This window comes from Alcaligenes sp. MMA, from assembly GCF_020907215.1.
Lineage (GTDB): Bacteria > Pseudomonadota > Gammaproteobacteria > Burkholderiales > Burkholderiaceae_B > Alcaligenes > Alcaligenes aquatilis.
Window position 1 is genome coordinate 1,574,430 of sequence record NZ_JAJJPP010000001.1, and the last position, 19,000, is coordinate 1,593,429.

General features: G+C 54.4%; 24 protein-coding genes. 12 read left to right on the plus strand and 12 right to left on the minus strand.

Annotated features, from left to right (window positions below; genetic code table 11):
• Positions 1 to 149: 149 nt before the first annotated feature.
• A complete protein-coding gene (gene argG / locus LNA76_RS07160; protein ID WP_108727294.1) occupies positions 150 to 1,484 on the minus strand; it encodes an argininosuccinate synthase in 1,335 nt (444 codons plus the stop codon).
• Between the two features lie 177 nt (positions 1,485 to 1,661).
• Between argG and LNA76_RS07165 the strand changes: the two genes are divergently transcribed.
• The 4 genes from LNA76_RS07165 (at position 1,662) to LNA76_RS07180 (ending at position 3,737) form a co-directional block, all read left to right on the plus strand.
• Positions 1,662 to 2,252 carry a peroxidase-related enzyme gene (locus tag LNA76_RS07165; protein ID WP_230018612.1) on the plus strand — a complete coding sequence of 197 codons (591 nt, stop codon included), beginning with the start codon at positions 1,662 to 1,664 and terminating at the stop codon, positions 2,250 to 2,252.
• Positions 2,253 to 2,254: 2 nt separating this feature from the next.
• Positions 2,255 to 2,644 carry a YbaN family protein gene (locus tag LNA76_RS07170; protein ID WP_094196352.1) on the plus strand — a complete coding sequence of 130 codons (390 nt, stop codon included), beginning with the start codon at positions 2,255 to 2,257 and terminating at the stop codon, positions 2,642 to 2,644.
• A gap of 47 nt (positions 2,645 to 2,691) precedes the next feature.
• Positions 2,692 to 3,105 carry an NUDIX hydrolase gene (locus LNA76_RS07175; protein ID WP_108727292.1) on the plus strand — a complete coding sequence of 138 codons (414 nt, stop codon included), beginning with the start codon at positions 2,692 to 2,694 and terminating at the stop codon, positions 3,103 to 3,105.
• A gap of 158 nt (positions 3,106 to 3,263) precedes the next feature.
• Entirely contained in the window at positions 3,264 to 3,737 is a 474-nt protein-coding gene (locus tag LNA76_RS07180; RefSeq protein WP_094196350.1) for a hypothetical protein, read from the plus strand.
• Here the strand turns inward: LNA76_RS07180 and metC are convergent.
• Entirely contained in the window at positions 3,717 to 4,940 is a 1,224-nt protein-coding gene (gene metC, locus LNA76_RS07185; protein WP_230018613.1) for a cystathionine beta-lyase, read from the minus strand. The genes LNA76_RS07180 and metC overlap by 21 nt on opposite strands.
• A 146-nt stretch (positions 4,941 to 5,086) precedes the next feature.
• Between metC and LNA76_RS07190 the strand changes: the two genes are divergently transcribed.
• On the plus strand, positions 5,087 to 5,548 hold the full coding sequence (locus LNA76_RS07190; RefSeq protein ID WP_009455584.1) for an Lrp/AsnC family transcriptional regulator: 462 nt from the start codon (positions 5,087 to 5,089) through the stop codon (positions 5,546 to 5,548).
• Between the two features lie 18 nt (positions 5,549 to 5,566).
• Here LNA76_RS07190 and LNA76_RS07195 read toward each other — a convergent pair whose 3' ends face one another.
• Complete coding sequence (locus LNA76_RS07195) at positions 5,567 to 6,436, minus strand: MOSC domain-containing protein (RefSeq protein WP_094196348.1); 870 nt, start codon at positions 6,434 to 6,436, stop codon at positions 5,567 to 5,569.
• A gap of 552 nt (positions 6,437 to 6,988) precedes the next feature.
• Here LNA76_RS07195 and LNA76_RS07200 point away from each other — a divergent pair.
• The 4 genes from LNA76_RS07200 (at position 6,989) to LNA76_RS07215 (ending at position 10,238) form a co-directional block, all read left to right on the plus strand.
• The gene (locus tag LNA76_RS07200; RefSeq protein WP_094196347.1) at positions 6,989 to 7,255 is read left to right on the plus strand and encodes a hypothetical protein; all 267 of its coding nucleotides are present in this window, start codon (positions 6,989 to 6,991) and stop codon (positions 7,253 to 7,255) included.
• 180 nt (positions 7,256 to 7,435) lie between these two features.
• Positions 7,436 to 8,884: a GGDEF domain-containing protein gene (locus LNA76_RS07205; RefSeq protein ID WP_125277508.1), complete on the plus strand. Its 1,449-nt coding sequence runs from the start codon at positions 7,436 to 7,438 to the stop codon at positions 8,882 to 8,884.
• A 343-nt stretch (positions 8,885 to 9,227) separates the two neighbouring features.
• The gene (locus LNA76_RS07210) at positions 9,228 to 9,884 is read left to right on the plus strand and encodes a 3'-5' exonuclease (protein ID WP_094198314.1); all 657 of its coding nucleotides are present in this window, start codon (positions 9,228 to 9,230) and stop codon (positions 9,882 to 9,884) included.
• 87 nt (positions 9,885 to 9,971) lie between these two features.
• Positions 9,972 to 10,238, plus strand: coding sequence for a DUF3892 domain-containing protein (locus LNA76_RS07215; protein WP_230018614.1), 267 nt, complete (start codon positions 9,972 to 9,974; stop codon positions 10,236 to 10,238).
• Between the two features lie 87 nt (positions 10,239 to 10,325).
• Here the strand turns inward: LNA76_RS07215 and LNA76_RS07220 are convergent, their stop codons facing one another.
• Positions 10,326 to 11,477, minus strand: a complete 1,152-nt coding sequence (locus LNA76_RS07220; protein ID WP_230018615.1) for an ABC transporter substrate-binding protein — start codon at positions 11,475 to 11,477, stop codon at positions 10,326 to 10,328.
• Between the two features lie 215 nt (positions 11,478 to 11,692).
• Here LNA76_RS07220 and LNA76_RS07225 point away from each other — a divergent pair, with 215 nt between their 5' ends.
• A complete protein-coding gene (locus tag LNA76_RS07225) occupies positions 11,693 to 12,400 on the plus strand; it encodes a tellurite resistance TerB family protein (protein ID WP_108727287.1) in 708 nt (235 codons plus the stop codon).
• Positions 12,401 to 12,503: 103 nt separating this feature from the next.
• Complete coding sequence (locus tag LNA76_RS07230) at positions 12,504 to 13,322, plus strand: META and DUF4377 domain-containing protein (protein ID WP_094196342.1); 819 nt, start codon at positions 12,504 to 12,506, stop codon at positions 13,320 to 13,322.
• Between the two features lie 405 nt (positions 13,323 to 13,727).
• Here LNA76_RS07230 and LNA76_RS07235 read toward each other — a convergent pair whose 3' ends face one another.
• Positions 13,728 to 14,072 carry a DMT family protein gene (locus LNA76_RS07235; protein ID WP_094196341.1) on the minus strand — a complete coding sequence of 115 codons (345 nt, stop codon included), beginning with the start codon at positions 14,070 to 14,072 and terminating at the stop codon, positions 13,728 to 13,730.
• Between the two features lie 115 nt (positions 14,073 to 14,187).
• Positions 14,188 to 14,424 (minus strand): hypothetical protein, encoded by a 237-nt coding sequence (locus LNA76_RS07240; protein WP_230018616.1) that lies wholly within the window; start codon positions 14,422 to 14,424, stop codon positions 14,188 to 14,190.
• Positions 14,425 to 14,633: 209 nt separating this feature from the next.
• On the opposite strand from LNA76_RS07240, the gene LNA76_RS07245 reads away from it, so the two are divergent.
• Complete coding sequence (locus LNA76_RS07245) at positions 14,634 to 15,164, plus strand: AAA family ATPase (protein WP_230018618.1); 531 nt, start codon at positions 14,634 to 14,636, stop codon at positions 15,162 to 15,164.
• A 444-nt stretch (positions 15,165 to 15,608) separates the two neighbouring features.
• Here the strand turns inward: LNA76_RS07245 and LNA76_RS07250 are convergent, their stop codons facing one another.
• The 6 genes from LNA76_RS07250 to LNA76_RS07275 all read right to left on the minus strand — a co-directional run bounded on the left by LNA76_RS07250 (position 15,609) and on the right by LNA76_RS07275 (position 18,908).
• Positions 15,609 to 16,082, minus strand: coding sequence for a DUF2514 family protein (locus tag LNA76_RS07250; protein ID WP_230018620.1), 474 nt, complete (start codon positions 16,080 to 16,082; stop codon positions 15,609 to 15,611).
• Entirely contained in the window at positions 16,061 to 16,519 is a 459-nt protein-coding gene (locus LNA76_RS07255; protein ID WP_230018622.1) for a lysozyme, read from the minus strand. The genes LNA76_RS07250 and LNA76_RS07255 overlap by 22 nt, the downstream gene beginning before the upstream one ends.
• Positions 16,503 to 16,727, minus strand: a complete 225-nt coding sequence (locus LNA76_RS07260; protein ID WP_123048969.1) for a twin-arginine translocase TatA/TatE family subunit — start codon at positions 16,725 to 16,727, stop codon at positions 16,503 to 16,505. The genes LNA76_RS07255 and LNA76_RS07260 overlap by 17 nt, the downstream gene beginning before the upstream one ends.
• Before the next feature lie 120 nt (positions 16,728 to 16,847).
• A complete protein-coding gene (locus LNA76_RS07265; RefSeq protein WP_230018623.1) occupies positions 16,848 to 17,201 on the minus strand; it encodes a DUF4376 domain-containing protein in 354 nt (117 codons plus the stop codon).
• Positions 17,202 to 17,256: 55 nt separating this feature from the next.
• Positions 17,257 to 17,673 (minus strand): hypothetical protein, encoded by a 417-nt coding sequence (locus LNA76_RS07270; protein WP_230018624.1) that lies wholly within the window; start codon positions 17,671 to 17,673, stop codon positions 17,257 to 17,259.
• Positions 17,673 to 18,908, minus strand: a complete 1,236-nt coding sequence (locus LNA76_RS07275) for a phage tail protein (protein WP_230018625.1) — start codon at positions 18,906 to 18,908, stop codon at positions 17,673 to 17,675. Before LNA76_RS07275 ends, LNA76_RS07270 begins: the two co-directional genes overlap by 1 nt.
• Positions 18,909 to 19,000: the final 92 nt, after the last annotated feature.

Sequence of the window (19,000 nt, forward strand, 5' to 3'; positions counted from 1 at the left end):
TGCAGCCATTAAACAGAACGGCTCAGGAACGCTGGGCCAACTCCATAAAAAACACCCCAATGCCTGTTGAATCGGGCATTGGGGTGTTTTGACACTGCTGCTTCAAATCAGGGGTTCTACTCAGAGCCCCCCCGATCTGCCGCCATGTCTTACTTCTTGCTGTCTTTGAGCTGAGGCACAGCCGAACCGGCAGCAGGAGCCAGCAGGCCAACCTGGGTGTAGGTGAACAACTTATCACGTGTGTCCACGATATCCAGATTGCGCATGGTCAGTTGACCAATACGGTCGCGTGGCGAGAACATGCTGTCCACTTTTTCCATGCTCAGGCGCTCGGCCTTGTAGGTCAGGTTAGGCGAAACCGTATCCAGGATGGAGTAGTCATTACCGCGACGCAGTTCCAGAGTCACTTCGCCCGTAACAGCACGAGCCACCCAGCGCTGGGCAGTTTCACGCAGCATAATGGCTTGTGGGTCAAACCAGCGGCCTTGGTACAGCAAGCGGCCCAAACGCAAACCGTTGATGCGGTACTGCTCGATGGTGTCTTCGTTGTGGATGCCGGTCACCAGGCGCTCGTAAGCGATGTGCAGCAAGGCCATGCCGGGAGCTTCGTAAATGCCACGGCTCTTGGCTTCAATAATGCGGTTTTCAATTTGGTCGCTCATGCCCAGACCATGACGGCCGCCGATGCGGTTGGCTTCCAGCATCAGTTCCACCGGGTCGGCGAATTCCACGCCGTTCAAGGCAACAGGCTGGCCTTCCTCGAAGCGCACACGCACCTCTTCAGCGGCCACAGCCACGTCGTCACGCCAGAAAGCCACGCCCATAATGGGTTTGACGATATTGATACCGGCGTTCAGGTATTCCAGATCCTTGGCTTCGTGCGTGGCACCCAGCATATTGGAGTCGGTGGAGTAGGCTTTCTCGGCCGACATCTTGTAGTCGAAGCCGTTTTCCTGCATGTACTCGGACATCTCGGCACGGCCACCCAGCTCATCAATAAACGTCTGGTCCAGCCAAGGCTTGTAAATCTTCAGCTCAGGGTTGGTCAACAAACCGTAGCGGTAGAAACGCTCGATGTCGTTGCCCTTGTAGGTGCTGCCGTCGCCCCAGATATGGACGTCGTCTTCTTTCATGGCAGCAACCAGCATGGTGCCGGTCACAGCACGGCCAATAGGCGTGGTGTTGAAGTAGGTAACACCGCCGGTGGTGATATGAAAGGCGTTGCACTGCAAGGCGGCAATCCCTTCAGCCACCAGTTGCTGACGGCAGTCCACCAGACGGGCCAGCGTGGCACCGTATTCCTTGGCCTTGCGGGGAATCGCATCGTAATCGGGTTCGTCAGGCTGACCCAGGTTCGCGGTGTATGCGTAAGGGATCGCGCCCTTATTGCGCATCCACAAAAGTGCAGCGCTGGTGTCCAGGCCACCGGAAAAGGCAATGCCGACCTTCTGGCCGACTGGAAGAGATTCAAGGATGGTTGTCATTATCGCGTCAGTAGTGGTGTGCAAGTACAGTTCCGCCCGTAAGACTCTATAGCAGAGCCATGCCCGCGGCAGGATCAATATGTCATTATATCGTCTTGACCGACCCTGGACACCTTTGCGTAGCTGGATTTAATTACTCGATGAACTAGAACATCCATTTTCACCTGGAGACAAGCCATGCCCGAGACACAAGCACAACCCGCTATCAGCCGTTATCCCGTCCCTACCCTGGCCGACATGCCCGAGGATATTCGCAGTCGTATTGAAGCCGTGCAGGAAAAATCCGGTTTTATTCCGAATGTATTTCTGGCTCTGGCACACCGCCCTGACGAGTTTCGCGCCTTTTTTGCCTATCACGACGCGTTGATGGAAAAGCCCAGTGGTTTGAGCCATGCCGATCGGGAAATGATTGTGGTGGCTACCTCTGCCGCCAATCAGTGTCATTACTGCGTCATTGCCCACGGTGCGATTTTGCGTATCCGCGCCAAGAACCCGTTGGTGGCAGACCAGGTTGCCGTAAACTGGCGCAAGGCCGATATTCCGGCGCGTCAAAAAGCCATGCTGGCATTCGCCATGAAAGTCTCGCAAAACGCCCAGGAGATTGAAGACACGGACTTCCAGGCCCTGCACGAGCACGGCTTCAGCGACGAAGACGCCTGGGACATTGCCGGCATCAGCGCCTTTTTTGGTCTGAGCAACCGCATGGCCAACTTCATGTCCATGCGCTGCAATGACGAGTTCTACATGCTGGGACGCGTTCCCCGCTAAGCATGATGCGTTACGCCCTGATGGTTGCCGGGTGGGTATGTGTAGCGCTGGCCATTGCCGGCGCTGTTTTACCCTTGCTGCCTACCACGCCTTTTGTGCTGCTGGCTGCATGGTGCTTCTCCCGTAGCTCCCCCCGCTTTCATCAATGGCTGCTGGACCAGCGCCATCTGGGCCCTTATTTGCGCAACTGGGAAAACGGCCAAGGCTTGACCCGCAAAGCCAAACGTCGGGCGCTGATCATGTTGTGGCTGTCGCTGGCCGCCTCGGCCTGGCTGACCAGTCACTTGGGCTGGTATCGACTGGGCTTGTTAATTCCGGGCATTTTCGCCACTCGTTATTTGCTGCGAGCCAAAACCCTGGATGACACCCCTTCCGAGCCTGTGCAAAAATAGCCTGCTTGAACCGATCCTGGCTTGACCCCTTTTAGCTTGAAGAACCCATGTCTCATCCTGTCATCTTGCTGGCTGCCGCCTACATCACCAACTCTGCCGGACAAATTTTGCTGGTCCGTAAACGTGGCAGCGCCTATTACATGCAAGCCGGTGGCAAGCTGGAAGCAGGCGAGACGCCCTTGCAAGCCTTGCAACGTGAACTGGATGAAGAACTGGGCTTGAAAGCGGAAGAAACCGCCCAGGCCCGGTACGAAGCCTACTTTGAAAGCCCCGCCGCCAATGAGCCTGGCCATATGGTTCATGCCCACGTGTTTACGTTGACAGTAGACCGCGACATTCAGGCCGCTGCCGAGCTGGAAGAAGCCCGCTGGGTCAGCCCGCAAGAAATCCGTTCGCTGACGCTGGCCCCTTTGCTGGCTAACCACATCCTGCCGCGTCTGTGCGCACAGGCCGCGGCCTAAGGCTCAGCCTGCACAAGACGTCCTTCCGTCTTGTGCCGTCCAAACCACGAACCGCCTATTTTTTGGCATAATGTCGCCCTTGAGTCCCCTCTTGCGGGGACGTAGCTGTTTGCCCGACCAGCCCGCAACGGCGGGCTTTCTTTATTGAGCGCTAATTTATGTCCTCTTTGCCCTGTCAAGGCGCAATCGTCACCTTTACCCTGCAGCAGCTGCGTGCCGCCACGCAAGCCGGGGGCATTTTAGGTGTGTCCATCAAAGGACAAGGCAATCATTTTTTTGTACAAGTGGCCACGCGTGCCGGTCAGGCGGTACTGGTTACCGCCCGCAGCAAAGATCCGCGCAGTTTCAAAAGTCCCTTGCAAGCCATGGTTCTGCTCAAGCAAGTGGGTATCGTTACAGGCCAGTTTGACCTGACCCAGTACTCGCCCGACCAACAGGAAACCGCCCCGCGCAGCCGTCGCCGCCCGGCCAAGCCCAGCAAACTGGGGCTGCGATGGAACCGAATTGCAGAACGCATCTCCAGCCCCGCTCAACCTTCTTTGGACGATCCCAGTCTGGACATTAATGAAGAACAGACGCGCCGCCTGATCGCCCGACAGGAAAACCAGCAGTTAAGCCTGCTGGGCAACTAAGCACAGCCCCTCTGTGTTTCTGGACGTGTTAAGGGCATAGGCCGCATCCAAAGCCTGTGCCAGATCTTGCTGCAAGTGCTGGGGCTCTTCCAGCCCTACATGCAAACGCAACAACTGTCCCTGCCCGAACAAGGCGCGCCCGTTGCGCTTGGGCATATCCATAGGCAAAGCCAGGCTCTCGAACCCGCCCCAGGATAGACCGATACCAAACAGGCGCAAGGCCTTGAAAAATAAAGATAACTGCGCTTGACTCAACGGTTCCAGCACCACACCGAACAAACCCGTAGAACCGGTAAAATCCCGTTTCCAGATCGCATGGCCGGGATGAGACTCCAGCGCCGGATGCAAAACCTGTTGTACCTGCGGATGTTGTTCCAGAAAACGGGCAATCTGCAAGGCACTGGCCTGATGCTGACGCAAGCGTACACCTAAGGTGCGCATGCCACGCAGCGCCAAAAAGGCATCATCAGGCCCGGCTGTCTGACCAAAATCATGCGCCGCCCGACGCAGCAACGGCCAAGCGCGTTCATTGGCCGTGGCAACTCCCAGCAAGGCATCGGAATGCCCCGTCAGATATTTGGTGGCAGCCTGGATAGACACATCCACGCCATGTTCAAACGGCTTAAAAAACAAGGGGGTAGCCCAGGTATTGTCCAAAAGCACATACGCCCCCACCGCATGCGCACAACGTGCAATGGCCGGGATATCCTGAATCTCGAAGGTGGCCGAACCGGGCGACTCTACGTACACCACCTTGGTATGGGGACGAATCAGGCTGGCTATCTCCTCCCCCAAAGACGGCTCGTAAAACTGAACCTGAATGCCCATGCGGCTAGCCAGTACCTGCTGCGCAAACGCGCGTACCGGTCCATAGACCGAATCCGGTATCAGCAAATGATCCCCGACTTCCAGCATGCCCAACAAAGCATGGGTACACGCCGCCAAGCCAGACGGGAACAGGCTGGCCTGAAAACCGCCTTCCAGCTCGGCCACGGCTTGCGTCAAGGTTTGCAAGGTAGGGTTGGTGAAGCGGCCATAAGAAACATAGGGATTGTCAGGTTCCTTGCGCTGGGCCCATTGTTCCAGATTGTCGGCCAAAATAGTCGAGCCACGACAAACGGGCACATTCACAAAGCCAGCCGACACGCGGGTGTCCCGGCCTAAATGCGTCAAACGCGTATTTTGATAATCGCAGTCCTGCATGCTGTTTTCCTGATCGTGATCGCTAAAGACGAATGGAAACAGTCTACGCAAGAGCCCAGGGGCAATTATTGCGTTTTCACGCTACCACAGGCAGAATTCAGAGAATAAAAATCTACAACTACCGATATTATTAGGAAATTATTTCTATGCTGGATAAATTCGACAAGCACATCCTGGAGATCCTCCAAAACGATGCCACCTTGGCGATCCAGGAAATTGCCGATCGGGTGGGTTTGTCCAGCACTCCCTGCTGGCGACGCATACAACGTCTGGAACAAGAGGGCTATATCGAAAAGCGGGTGGCGCTGCTCAGTTCAGAAAAGCTGAATGTAGGAGTCACGGTATTTGTGGCTATCAAGACCAATCAGCACAACAAGCAGTGGTACAGCCAGTTTTCGGCGGTGGTCGAGGCAATCCCACAGATTGTGGAGTTCTATCGCATGAGCGGCGATACCGACTATTTACTACGTGTCGTCGTGCCGGATATCAAAAGCTTTGACCGGGTTTACCAGCGACTGATCTCGGAAATAGAGCTGACCGATGTCAGCTCCAGTTTTGCCATGGAGCAGATCAAGTTCACGACACGTCTGCCCCTGGACTACGCCTGATCCGGCGCCGGTTAATGCTTAAAAGCTGTATTCCACGTCCAAGGTCTGGCCAATCGTCAGCCTCTGAGACCGGGATTCAACCAGCATGGCTTGCATGCCAAACAAGGTGCCTTGCGGAAACTGGCGACTTTGCGCCAAGGCCAAACCGGGTTGTGTGCCAACCTCGGCCGTTCGCTGGTTCACGTTGGGCATAGGGCAACGGGTGCACTGACGGACAAACGCAAAGCTCAGACCCTCGCTGCTCACACCCAGGACGTAGTCTTCCTCGTAGGCGGGCAAACCCGTGAAAACGACGTTGGCACGGAAACGATCCATGGGCACCGCTTGCTCCCCAGACTGCAGAACCAGGCGATTGAGCTCTTCCAGGGACGCCTCATTGGTGAACAAAAAAGGCAAGGCGTCGGCAAAACCAAAACCGTTTAGCTGATCACCGATCTGGCGCCAGCCCTGAGACTTTTCTTCCCAAGGGCGTACCCGTTCAGTCAGGACATACCGACGGGCACGACTATGGTTACGCAATACCCGACAAGGGGTTTGCAAAAAGTCGCTAAACCATTGCGCGACTTGATCGCCTTCATCCCGGCCCAACGTATCTGAACTCCAGATACGCACGGAGACGGCGACGTTATCCCCTACCGGAGCATCCAGAGACCAGCTCAACGTCTCCATACCGGGCGCTTGGACCGTAATCTGCCCATCCTGTACCAATGGACGAATCAAGGACATACGCGGCCAGCGACGCTGCGTCATGAATACGCCCTGCTGGTCAACAACGACCCACTCGCGATCGTGAGCCAGGCCCGCAACGCTAACCTCAACGCCCTGCGGATGCGCCTGGGCTGCACAGGATTTGATGGGATGGGTGAACAAGCCGGTGATGGTAATCATGGGAGGCAACAACAAAAGGCAAGATAAAGAACGTATTCTAAAACAGCCTGTTCAACAGCCCGCCCCTGCTTTGACGATAGCGTGCAAAGAAGTGGATTAGAAACATCGACCTGCGGCAATGACGTCCCCCTGACACTTGACAACATCGCAAACCTATGACTTAATAGTTAGCTGATCGCGCCCATATATCCATTACATCAAGAACGTGCGATCAATATTTTCTTGAATATACCCACGTAAACAGGTCCCTTTGACCTTCTGGCATGTCCCCAAACATGCGGGTATTCATTTACTACGGCGACGGCAGCCACATCCAGACTTATTTTTTGCATCGTAGCGGACTACTTGCTCCGTCCATATGCTTGGCAAACGAATAAGGCGCTGTCCATGCTGTCACAGAGTACGTTTGCTTGACATTGTTATTGTCCAGTCAGCGATGCTCTACATTGAAATAGCAATGGCCTGACCTCCGTGTGGAGGCTGGTCCATCATGGTGTCATCAAATCTCAATAAAAAAACGATGTAATGACACCACACGATAAGGAAAAAAATATGAAAAACATCTATCCAACTGGTTTGATCTCGCGCCCTGACCATATTGCTTTGAATAAAACCGATATTCGCATTGGCGATACGGTGTATCTGCAGCCTAAAAACGGCCCTCGTATGGCTGGTACCGTGATCTTCAGTTCACCTGTACACGGCTGCACCACCTACACTGCCGACGCCCATAGTCAGGATGCCAACGTACGGTTTCGCTTCCGCCTGCAGGATGTGCATCACGTGGCCCCTCGCCATCCCATGCCCGCTCTGAATTAAGAATATGCTCCCTAATTAATACGGGGCAGTCAGATACAGCCCCGTATTAGCCTCATTTGATAACACATAATTACAATCTGTAATGGCCATTCCTGCTTTCGTCCTAAAATAGTGGCGGCTTAAAACTTATCCGACGCTGTAAAGCGTCCACGTTGAGCGTGCGCTCCTATGGCAACGGATATGAAACCAAAGCAGGCTTTCTGCTTGCGCCCACCCCGGCGCTACTCCTATCTCTCCCGGTTTTTCCTGTTCAGCCTGGTCCTACTTCTGACCCTGCTGGGTACCAAGCTGCACCATTCCGATGCACTAACCATCTTCTGGCCTACCGAAGCTGTGCTTCTGGGTCTGTTTATCCGCCGCCCAGACTGGGCCAGTCAAAAATTTAACTGGCTACTCATTACGCTGGCCTATTTCTGTGCCGAGCTGCTTGCCACCAATCCCCTACCCATTGCGCTGCTTTTGACCGTAGCCGATGTCAGCGGCGTCAGCCTGGCGTATTGGCTGATCACCCGCAATCGCCAGTTGGATCTTTCCCTGCGTCGCCCCCAGGCGATGTTGACCCTGGCCTCCTACTACGGCCTGGCCTGCGTTTTATCTGCCTTGCTAGGCGGTTTTGCCCTGTATCTGCATACCGATCAGGATTTGCCTTTGGCCATTCTGTCCTGGATGCTGACTAGCTTGATTTCCTATAGCGCTATCTTGCCCGTCATCCTGACCGCCCCCGCGCGCCCTTGGCGCCGCTTTCTGGAATACTGGAACGAACCGCACCTGATGAGCCTGGCCCAGTTAGCGCCCGCTCTGTCCTTGTTATTGGCCAGCTTGTTAAGCCTGCTGATTGACGGCCCCGGCTCCCTGGCCTTTCCCGTCCTGCCTTTATTGTGGTGCGCCCTTAGCTACTCGCTCTTTTCGACCACCTTACTGACGTTGTTCTATGTGCTCTGGACGCTGTTTGCTCTGAGCCCGCCGGTGTACTTCTTGCCCAATCAGTTCCACACCTCGCTAGACCTGCTGTCACTGCGCATTGGGATTGCTTCCATTGCACTGGCCTCGATCACCAGCGCCAGCCTGATGTCAGCACGCAATCTGGCGGTTGAAAAACTGCAGCAACTTGCCCACCACGATGACCTGACGGGCTTGCTCAACAAACAGGCTTTTTATCAGCAAAGCCAGACAATACTGACCCAATGCCGTTTGAAACAGGTTCCTATCAGCGTCATCGTTCTGGACATCGACCACTTCAAGCCCGTTAACGACACCCACGGCCACCATGTCGGCGATCTGGCCTTGAGCGCTGTTACCCAACGTATTTCACTGGCTTTGCGCGAGACCGATGTATGTGGCCGGCTAGGCGGAGAAGAATTTGGTATTTTGTTGCCGGACTGCAGCGCACTACAAGCGCATGCTGTTGCTGAGCGAGTCCGTAAAAGCATTTCCTTGCTGCCCTTTTGCCTGGACAACGACCAACAACTGACTATGACTGCCAGTTTGGGCATCGCCACTTTGGACTCTTCAACCCTGGATCTACACGCGTTGCTACGCCAAGCAGACACTGCCTTGTACGAAGCAAAACGCGCGGGTAGGGATCAAAGTTATTCCTACCATTTGCCCGAGCCCAAGACAGGTACTTGACGCTATCCGTAAGCAAACCGATACTGATGTATCAATACGAAACAACACATCAGGGAGCGGTGATATGGCGTCAGTTTACGGCTCGCCCTTGTGCCAGGCATGTTTGGCCTTGCCACAGGGTGTCAGTACTAGCCAAGCGCATGCCGATTTGCGCTTACTTGGGCAACACCCCCCATCTCCTGACGGAGCCCACGAAACACAGTATCGCTGTCTGAACTGCCAGACTCACTGGCTACTACGCACCAATCGCTGGGGAACTCCTGAAGGGTTTCGCCTCAAGCCCGTATAGGCAAAGCCAGACACATGCACTACCATGACGGCTTTGTCTGTTAGCGATTCCTGTATGTCTGCCCTGCTGTTTGATACTGAAACCACCGGCACTGCCCAGCCTCAAGTCATCGAGGCCGCTTGGTTGCGTTTGAGCGACCCGGTATTTTTGCTGGTCAATGAAGAATTTGAGCAACGCTACCGGCCTGATCAAGCCAATACGCTAGGCGCCTTGGCCACGCATCACATCTATGACGAGGAGCTGCAGGACTGCCCCCCGCACACCGAATTCAAGCTGCCTGCCGACACCCAATACATCATCGGCCACAATGTGGACTATGACTGGGGGGTAGCCGGTTCCCCCAATATCAAGCGTATCTGTACCTTGGCCTTATCGCGCCACTTGATTCCAGGCCTGGATAGCTACAGCCAATCTGCTCTGATTTATCACATTGATCGCGCCAATGCTCGCGAACGCCTGCGCAACGCACACAGCGCACTGGCCGACGTACGCAATTGCCTGTCGCTGCTGCAGTATTTGTTGGGGCTCAAGCAAAACATCAACACCTGGGAACAGTTGTGGCAGCTCTCCGAGCACGCCCGCATTCCCACCGTTTTGCATTTTGGCAAACACAAGGGCATGGCTATTGCCGATGTGCCACAGGATTACAAGAACTGGTTGCTGCGCCAGCCGGACCTGGACCCCTATCTGATCAAGGCTTTGAAGGTATAAACCTCAAGGTTCGTAAAATCCCTAATGGCTACCAGCCTGCTTATGCCCAATGATGAAGGTCCCAACAAGAACTTCATGAGGTGGCAAATGATCGAGGTTGCATACGTCACGAAAGATATGCGTCGGGACCCTTACGAACGAATTACCCATCTTGGAGGAGCGGGCTGGCAACGCTCTCAACCCGATGTTGTCCAGCAAATTGAGCAGGGCCAAGAAGACTACTACATTCTTCTGGATGGCATTCCCGCCAAACTGACCGTGGCGCTCAGCCGTTTTGGTGCCAAGTACCTGAAAACTGAGCTTGAAGTTGAAGAGCCTCACATTTTGCTCAGCCTACCCAGCCAGGCTGCTTGAACAGCAGCCTGACTTTCCTTCCATCTATCAGGAAACACAAAAAACGCGGCGTGAAGCCGCGTTTTTCATACCTGCCTTCGAACCTGTTTACGGTTTGAGCAAGCGCCATTGGCCGTTACGCACAGTGATCAGTTCACGACCACGCTCGTCAAAGCCGCTATGGTCCTCAGGCGACATGGTGTAGACACCTTGGGTTGCCACCAAGTCACGAGTTTGCTCCAGTGCATCACGCAAGGCAGAACGAAACTCAGGCGTACCCGGTTTGGCCTTGCTGGCTGCTTCAGGAATCGCCTTTTCCAGCAATAGGCCGGCGTCATAGACGTTGGCACCAAAGGTAGCAGGGGCCTGACCATAACGCTCGGAGTAGCGCTGGATATAATCTTGAGCAATGGGCTTGGCAGGATTGCTGTCTTCAATTTCAGGCAACACCAGCATCAGGCTGGCGGCCAGAATCGTGCCCTCCACCTGCTCGCCGCCCAGGCTCAGGAACGCAGGCAAAGCGGCACCGTGCGTTTGATAAATCTGCCCTTTGTAGCCTTGCTTGACCAAAGTCACTTGCGGCAACACGGCAGCCGCGCCCGTGCCGGCCACCAGAACCACATCCGGTTTAGCGGCGTAAACCTTCAAGGCCTGACCCGTTACCGAGGTGTCCGAACGTACATACCGTTCCGTAGCCACAATCTTGATATTGTTTGCGTCCGCCAAGTTTTTGAACACGTTCAACCAGCTCTCGCCATAGGCATCGTTGAACCCGATAAAACCCGCAGTCTTGACGCCATTGTCAACCATATGCTTGACCAGGGCCTGAGCAATAATGTCGTCGTTCTGGGTGGTTTTGAACACCCATTTCTTTTGCTCAGTCATCGGCAACACAACCGATGCCGCCCCCACCGGTGCCAACACCGGCGTGCCCGAATCAGCCGCAAACTGAATCAGGCCCATTGCGTTGGGCGAGCCAGTAGGCCCGATCAGGGCATCGATCTTGTCCTCGGAAATCATTTTCTTGAACAAGGTGACGGTCTGGTTCGGATCACTGGCGTCATCCATGGAGATGTACTCAACGGTCAAATCTCCAACTTTAGTTGGCAAGAGGGGCACTGTATTGCGCTGCGGCAAACCAACCACCGCTGTCGGCCCGGTTGCCGAGGCGATCACGCCGATTTTGACTTGTGATTGGGCCGGAGCGGCCAAGGTGGCCAACACTACGGACAAAGCGAAAGCAGTTCGAGTCAATTTCATAATATACAGAGCCAGTTAAGCCCTTCCCCCCTTGATATCAGCGCAAGCGCGCCTATATGGATTGATCGGGACACAAGACACCCAATTGCCCATGCCATACCCGCCTTCTTAGGCGACTTTCCCCGGCAGGTCTGCTTACAATTGTACGCGGGCGCGCCCAATAAAGTAGTTTATAACGAAGCTACTGTTTACCCCTTACCTGATAGAGCGAATCCATGTCACTTCAGCAAATGTTGCAACAAATTCTGCAAAGCGGCCAAAGCGCCCTGAAACAAGGCCAAGGCCAGTTAAATACCTCCGGCCTGGGTAAAAAGATCAGTGAACAGGCGGGTGGTTTTGGCGGTGGGGCCGTTGTAGGCGGTGTTCTGGGCGTACTACTAGGCAACAAGAAATTCCGCAAAATGGGGGGCTCTATGGCCGCCTATGGTGGAGCCGCTGCCCTGGGCGCCCTGGCCGTCAAGGTGTACCAGAACTGGCAAGAACAAAATGCGGGCCAACAAGCTGCCCCTTCTCCAGTGCAAGCCGTTCCTCCCGCCCCACTGCCTTTGGCCGCCAGCAGTCAAGCCGATACACACGCCATGGTCATCCTGGCCGCTTTGGTCTCTGCTTCCAAGGCAGACGGTCACATCGGCGATGCCGAGCGCGAACTGATCGATGCAGAAATCGATAAAATGGCCGCCCCCGAACAGGCACGCCACTGGTTGTCCCAGGAGCTGCTCAAGCCTGTTGACCCGCAAGCCGTTGCCCAACTGGCTCAAACACCCGAGATGGCGGCCGAGATTTATTTGACCAGCGTACTTGCCATTGACGAGCAAAGTTATATGGAACGAGCCTATCTTGATGAGCTGGCACGTTTACTATCCTTGCCAGACTCTTTGCGCAAAAGCCTGGATAATCAAGTACAGGCTTTAACAACAAACTAACTCCAACTGGCAACTGTTCCGTGCAACGACGTCACCGGAGCGCGTTTGTTTTCCTCAAGGGCGCCACACAAGGCAAGCCAAGGACTCAACAAGGAAACCACCCATGAAAAGCACCTTCAAGTTAACGATTGCGTCAATCGCACTAATGGGTCTGGCCGCCTGTGCGGCTCCAAACAACTCATCCAGCCCCGCTAACTCCGAGCGCCATATGGACAAAGAAACCGCTTTGCAAGCTTATCACTGGCGTCTATTTGCCACTGCAGGCAAAGACGGCCAGCCAGCCCCCGCTATTGCTGGCGCAGGCGGTGAACAAGTCACCCTGAATTTCACCGACAAGATGATGTCGGTCGACAATCTGTGTAATGTTCTGGGCAGCGGCTACACCTTGAAGGGCTCCAGCATTAGCTTTACTTCGCCGGTCAGCACCATGAAAATGTGCGCGGACCCCGAACTGATGCGCAATGAGCAAGCCGTGGGCAAGCTGCTGCCTACGGCAACGACATGGAGCATGAGCAAGGCCGACTCTGCGCCGAACAACCCAGCCCCTGTCCTGACTCTGAGCTTCAAGGACGGCACCCAATGGCGCCTGAAAGGGGAGCCTACTGCCACGACCCGTTATGGCAGTGAGCCTACCCGGGTGTTTCTGGAAGTAGCGGCGCAGCGCGAAGCCTGCTCGCATCCTCTCATGCCCAACTACCAGTGCCTGAAAGTACGTGAAATCCAGTACAACGACTCTGGTGTCAAAACCCACCTGGGCGAATGGATGTACTACTACGGTGACATCGAGGGCTACACCCACACACCAGGTGTTCGTAACGTGCTGCGTATCAACCGCTACGAACTGAAGAACGTCCCTGCTGATGCCTCTTCCAAGGCCGACGTGCTGGACATGGTGGTGGAATCTGAACAAATCGGCAAATAAGTCAGGCAGCTACCCTATCTGAGTGCTGTCTTCACGAATGGCCGAATTCAATACCCCCAAGGCTGGTTTAAGCCATCTTGGGGGTCATTTATTTCAGGCTGTTTTTTTATTAGGCTTAGAAAAAAACCCTATTTCAAATTGCCACAACAGGATAAGAAATCGCAGCCAGGGAGCCACAAACAGTTACGCACTGCTATGCATTGAACCTAGTCAACAAGCTTACTCATCCGTAATATGGGAATACCGGATAACATTTTCCACCTCCCTATTTATCCGGCTTCAAGCCTTGCAATATGCGAGGCTTTTTTTTGTCGCCGGGCCGCCCCAAGACAAAAATCCCCCCGGGGGGCAGCAAGCCAAAGGCGTAGCGAGGGGGCCTTTTTTGTACCGGCAATAAGGTATTCCTTATTTCAGCGGCCCATAAAATATAAAAAATGCCCCGGCACCAATCAGCGTGAAACCGACCAGGTGATTAAGCGTAAAACTCTCTTTTAGATATAGCACCGAGAACACCACAAACACCAGCAAGGTAATCACTTCCTGCATGGTCTTTAACTGGGCCGCACTGTAAACGGTATGCCCCAAACGATTAGCCGGCACTGCCAGGCAATATTCCACCAAGGCAATACCCCAACTGATCAGTACAACTTTCAGCAATGGGCTATTGGGATACTTCAGGTGCCCATACCAGGCAATAGTCATGAACACATTGGAGACGACCAACATCAAGATAGGGAGGATCTTAGCCATTCTGGACACGAAGAAAAAAAGCGACCTGCGCCGCGACCCGGCCAGTGTAGCGTCACATTGGATTAGCGCCTATGAGGATAATCAGGCAGCAAAAAAACGGGGTATCAAGCAGCGGTTATCCGTCCACGGTTTTCAGAAAATCCGCCACGATCTGCCCGCGACCACCAGACAACAGAAACTTGTGGTGGGCCGTTTGAGGTAGCAGATGGCCTTGCTCCCGCACGTCCTGATCATCCACAGGATGTTTCAAGGCTTCCGCTTGCGTCGTCTGACTACTCTCCGACGGACCCGTGTACTGAGCATGGGAAGGAAACGACAGCACGCTTGAGAACAAAGTCAGTGCAACGGCCAAGCACATTTTGACCTAAGTGGGCCCAATAAATCGTATTGTTCACCGTTTGAAACCCAACCATAACAGGAGCTATCATCAGCGTCCTGATCACAATAGCGGTGTTGGGCTTGCCTGCTTACCAAGCGCGACGAGATAGGGCTGTGATGATAGACTCACTTCACCTTAACTTAGCTCACCGCCACTGACCTGCCTCACACCTGCACTGCACCATGCCCCCTCTTGAAAGCCTCGGCCCCCGTATCTGCATTCTTGGTCCGTCCAATAGTGGCAAATCCACCTTGGCTGACGCTATCGAACGCAAACTGGCCATCCCGGCCGTGCGCCTGGATCAGCTTTACCACCTACCCCATACCAATTGGATACCCCGCCCCGAAGCAGATTTTGTTGCGCTGCATCAGGCGGCTATTGCGCAAGAACAATGGGTGATGGCAGGTAACTACACTCGTCACCTGGCCCCACGCCTGGAGCGCGCGACAGGCTTTATCGTGCTAGAGGTTTCCACTGCGACCAGCCTGCTGCGCTACTTTCGGCGCACCCTGTTCGAGCGAGATCGTCGTGGTGCTCTGGAGGGCAGTAAAGACAGCGTGAAATGGCAAATGATCCGCCACATCGCCATCGTCACACCGCCTAATCGCCACAAGTATTTGAGCATTTTTGAAGCGAGCACCTTGCCTAAAATTAGGCTGCAGTCAACGCGAGAACTTAACCTTTTCTACAAACGTGAACAGTTGAAAGCTTAAGCCAAACGCAATCGAACACTCTTTAAGCCCCCTCCCGCAAACGGCTGCACCTTTGAACGAAAAGCGCTATATTCATTTATTTTGACATAGGACAAAATATAATGCTTAGCCCTTGGGCACTCATGCTAAATGTAGGCTTTTATGCCTTTCTCTGGCTCTTCTTTACCACACTGATCGTCAATGGACTGAGAGATACGCTCCTCTGGGACGGACGCGTTTTTGGCGTCATTGCCCTCATTTTTTTGGCTATATTGATTTACTACTGGTGGCCTTGGTTTAGATATGACCCTATGCAAAGAGTGCCCACACTCGACATGCTTAACGAGGACGCATTGTTAAGTCGACTTAAGGCAGCATTTATCGGATCCCTGATCGGAATAGGTGCTGGAGCAATCGCTTGGCAATACTTTCGCTCAAACCGATAACTATCAAACACAGCCAGCATTACCGCACATTAAATACATACCCCTGCAAACCACCTAAAGCGCTCCTGTATCCGTCAGCAACGCTTGCCATTTCTGTATATCGTTCTGCGCACAGGCCGACCACGTGGCGCAGCTCGCTGGCAATTCGGGCGTTTGCATCCAGCGTTTGTCCGGCTCGGGCAGCCTGAGCGGCGACACGATCATTGGCGGCGGCGAGCTTGCCGCGCAAGCCGTCAAGATCGGCGCGAGCAGCCACAGCAGCACGCTGGGCCGCATCCAACTGTGTTTGATACGTAACTCGAACATCCTCCACCTCCTTTTGTAATCGTTGTTCCATCAGGCGCGCACGGACTTCGGCCTGCAACTGCGCCGCCCTGGTCTCTGCGCGAGCCAGCTCATAGCCCTTGCGATACTGCCCCTGGCCATACAGCGCCACCCATAAAAAAAGGGCTGCCAGAACAGCAGTCCCTGCTAAAGCAGACTTGATAGACATAGCAGCCTCTCTGCCTGACGCCGCCGCTCCAGCCCCCGCAGTTTGCGGCCACCGGCATAAACCCAACGGTCTAGCTCCCGACATGCTCCGGCTATATCCTGAACCCGTAGCTTGCGCAGCAAAGTGGAATTGGCAAACGCCCCGGCCCCCACGTTGTAGACAAAGCTGCTCAGTGCCACACGGACTTCGTCGGGCAAGGGATAGCTCACAGAGCGATCCACCACAGCCAAAGCACGACGCACCTCCTGCTCGGTCAAAGCGTCACAATGTGCCGGGCTGGCCACATCCCCCAGCTTGACCCCTTGCGTGTAGCCGTCGCAAATGGTCGGGATGCCCACCGGGTCCACATAGGCGATCAAAGAGCGCCCTTCCCAAGCGGCAACCAAAGCAATCGCCGCCGAGATCACCCCCGCCCCCCACTTAGTCTTCAGATCCATGCTTCCACTCCTTGAGCTGGCGCCAGGCCTGCCGCACCCCACCCACAATCCGCGCAGCCGCCCGAATGAACTCGGGCAGCTTGGTCACGATCAAAATCACCACATAAGCCGCCCATAAAGTCAGCACAAAATCCTGCATGGTCCAACCATAAATAAGCAGGGCCGAACCGGTGCTTATGGGTAGGTGAGCGGCGTCGTTATTCAGCACAGGCCCTTCTCCTTAATCAAACTTGCCCTGTCTGCTGCATCCTTTTTATGGATGCAGCAGACATAAAAAAACCCGCTCAAGCGGGCCGAGGCAACAACATTCACGAAACTGCGATGCGGACTACACAGACCACTCAAACTGATCCACTTCGGCTTTACTGCTTGCTTGCTGAACTTGCTCGGCCAGCAGCGCATTGCGCTGCATCAGGCTCACAATACGTGCCTTGGCCTCTCGCCCCAACTGCTGAATCTGCTCCGCCGTATGCATACGCATAGCCCAATCGTCGGCCTGGTTCGCGCACCAAAACGGTGTGGACCAATCAGCAGCAAGGCCAGGCAGCAAAGAATCAGCCAGGCTACTCGCCAGGTTCAGTTGATCAGTTTCATTGCTAGGATATCGGTGCAACTCCCCCAGGACCGTGGACTCAAATCCCTCCTTGATAGCTGCCCGGCAAGCTGCCGATAAAGCTGTCATCTTATTTTCCTTATAGATCTGCAGCTGAGCCGCTGCAGTCACGACCTTGCGGCTATCAATGTTGATCTGCATCGATTTCCTCCTTCATGTCAGACTCAGGATGTGTCTCAAAATCAGTTTCAGGCGGCAGTTCTGGAGCAGGTACTGGCGGTGGGCACTGTTCGGGTAATACAACCAGACCATCCTCACTAATCACGACCGGTTCAGGAAAACACGCTGCCGGAGCTGTTTGATCCGCTGCGATATGAAAAAGCAGACCATCAATCTCGATGCTGTCAGCATGACGCGTAACCGTGGCCTGCTTCAACAAGGGATGCTCGATTGCGCCGGCTGGCAGGACGTCGCCAGGAGACAGAAAAGACAAGTCAAGCTCTTGCTCATTAATTTTCAGGATGGTGCCCAAACGCTCAAGATTAAGCTTTTGGGCCGTACCCACAGGGACCTGTGGGCATAGTTTGATGATGATGTTCATTATTTCCATACTCCAATTGCTACATAATCAACGGCGGCACTCGTGCCGGTATCCACAATGCCGCGGGTGTCGCGAATAAAGAAACTCCCCGACCCAGACCCCATCCCCATTTGAGGAACGGCATAGTATCCAGAGCCATCAGACAAGGGCTGGATCACCGTCGTAGGGGGTGCATTAAATGCCATGGGGTAAGCGATCACCGGACTGGTGGGCTTCCAGCTATTACCGCTAAAAGTGACTTGCCCTCGACAAATTTGAGTGCCGTTAGCAAGCCGTATCCAATTGCCATTCGAGTTTGACCCCGACTGCACAACGGAGCCCTTTGCGACGTCACCCACAATATTCTTGTCATGAACCAGCTTGCAGGCTGGGCGGTACTGCCTCTTGCCCGAGACCCCACCATTCAAATAAAAATTATCGCTATAAGGATCAGTAGAAAGGCGCAGCCCCGCATTCATATTGCTGCCATAGGGCATATCAAGGAAGAACGAACCACCGCCCCAGGTTACTGCCCGCGTTTGGTAGTACCAGCCGAATGGATTGGAACTGTCCCTGCCATTGGATGGCGTAGTAGTAGCACCGCCCAATCCAAACTCGCCTACATTCAAAGTGGTCAACCAGGCTCGATATGCTCCGGATCGGCGTCCTCGGTGAACCAAACCACCATCTGAGGACATATAAATCTGGGCACCCACCGTACCCGTCTGGCGATGCCATACAACACCAGGTGCCGTTGTCGGCCTGTTTGTGATTGCAGTGCTCACGTAATACATCCCTGCCGGGACATTCATATCGTCAAGCGACTCGGAGGGCCACTGGTCATAAGAGTTTGCAGCCCCAAAACTGCCCAAGCCAAATGCTCGACCATTGGTCAGGATTTTCCAGGTTGTCGGATCGTTAGGTGCGGCTTGCAGATCCGTCTTTTTTAAAACCGAATCCCACTCCCATTCAGTTTGGGAAAGCAAAAGCAGCGAAGCGACCCGATCTGCCAACTCTTTGACGTAGCCCTGCATGGGGGCCAGAGCATAGGCTTGACCACTAGCAGACGCACCTCGATAAACCTGCGTCAGCGTCAACGACGTGTCTGACGCAATGTTCTTTACTTCATAAAGTTGCCCATCAGGTGCCACAAATGCCTCACCCCGACGCGCTCCAGAGAGCCACTTTGTCCCAGTTCCGATCACTGTGGCATTGTTTGCGGCGACCTTGACGGTTCCGGCGGTATACCAAGCCATTGCTATCCTCCTATGTATCGTATGCTTGCCACCTGGCTACAAACAATCAGCACTAAAAAAAACCCGCATGTGCGGGAATTATTAGAACTAGG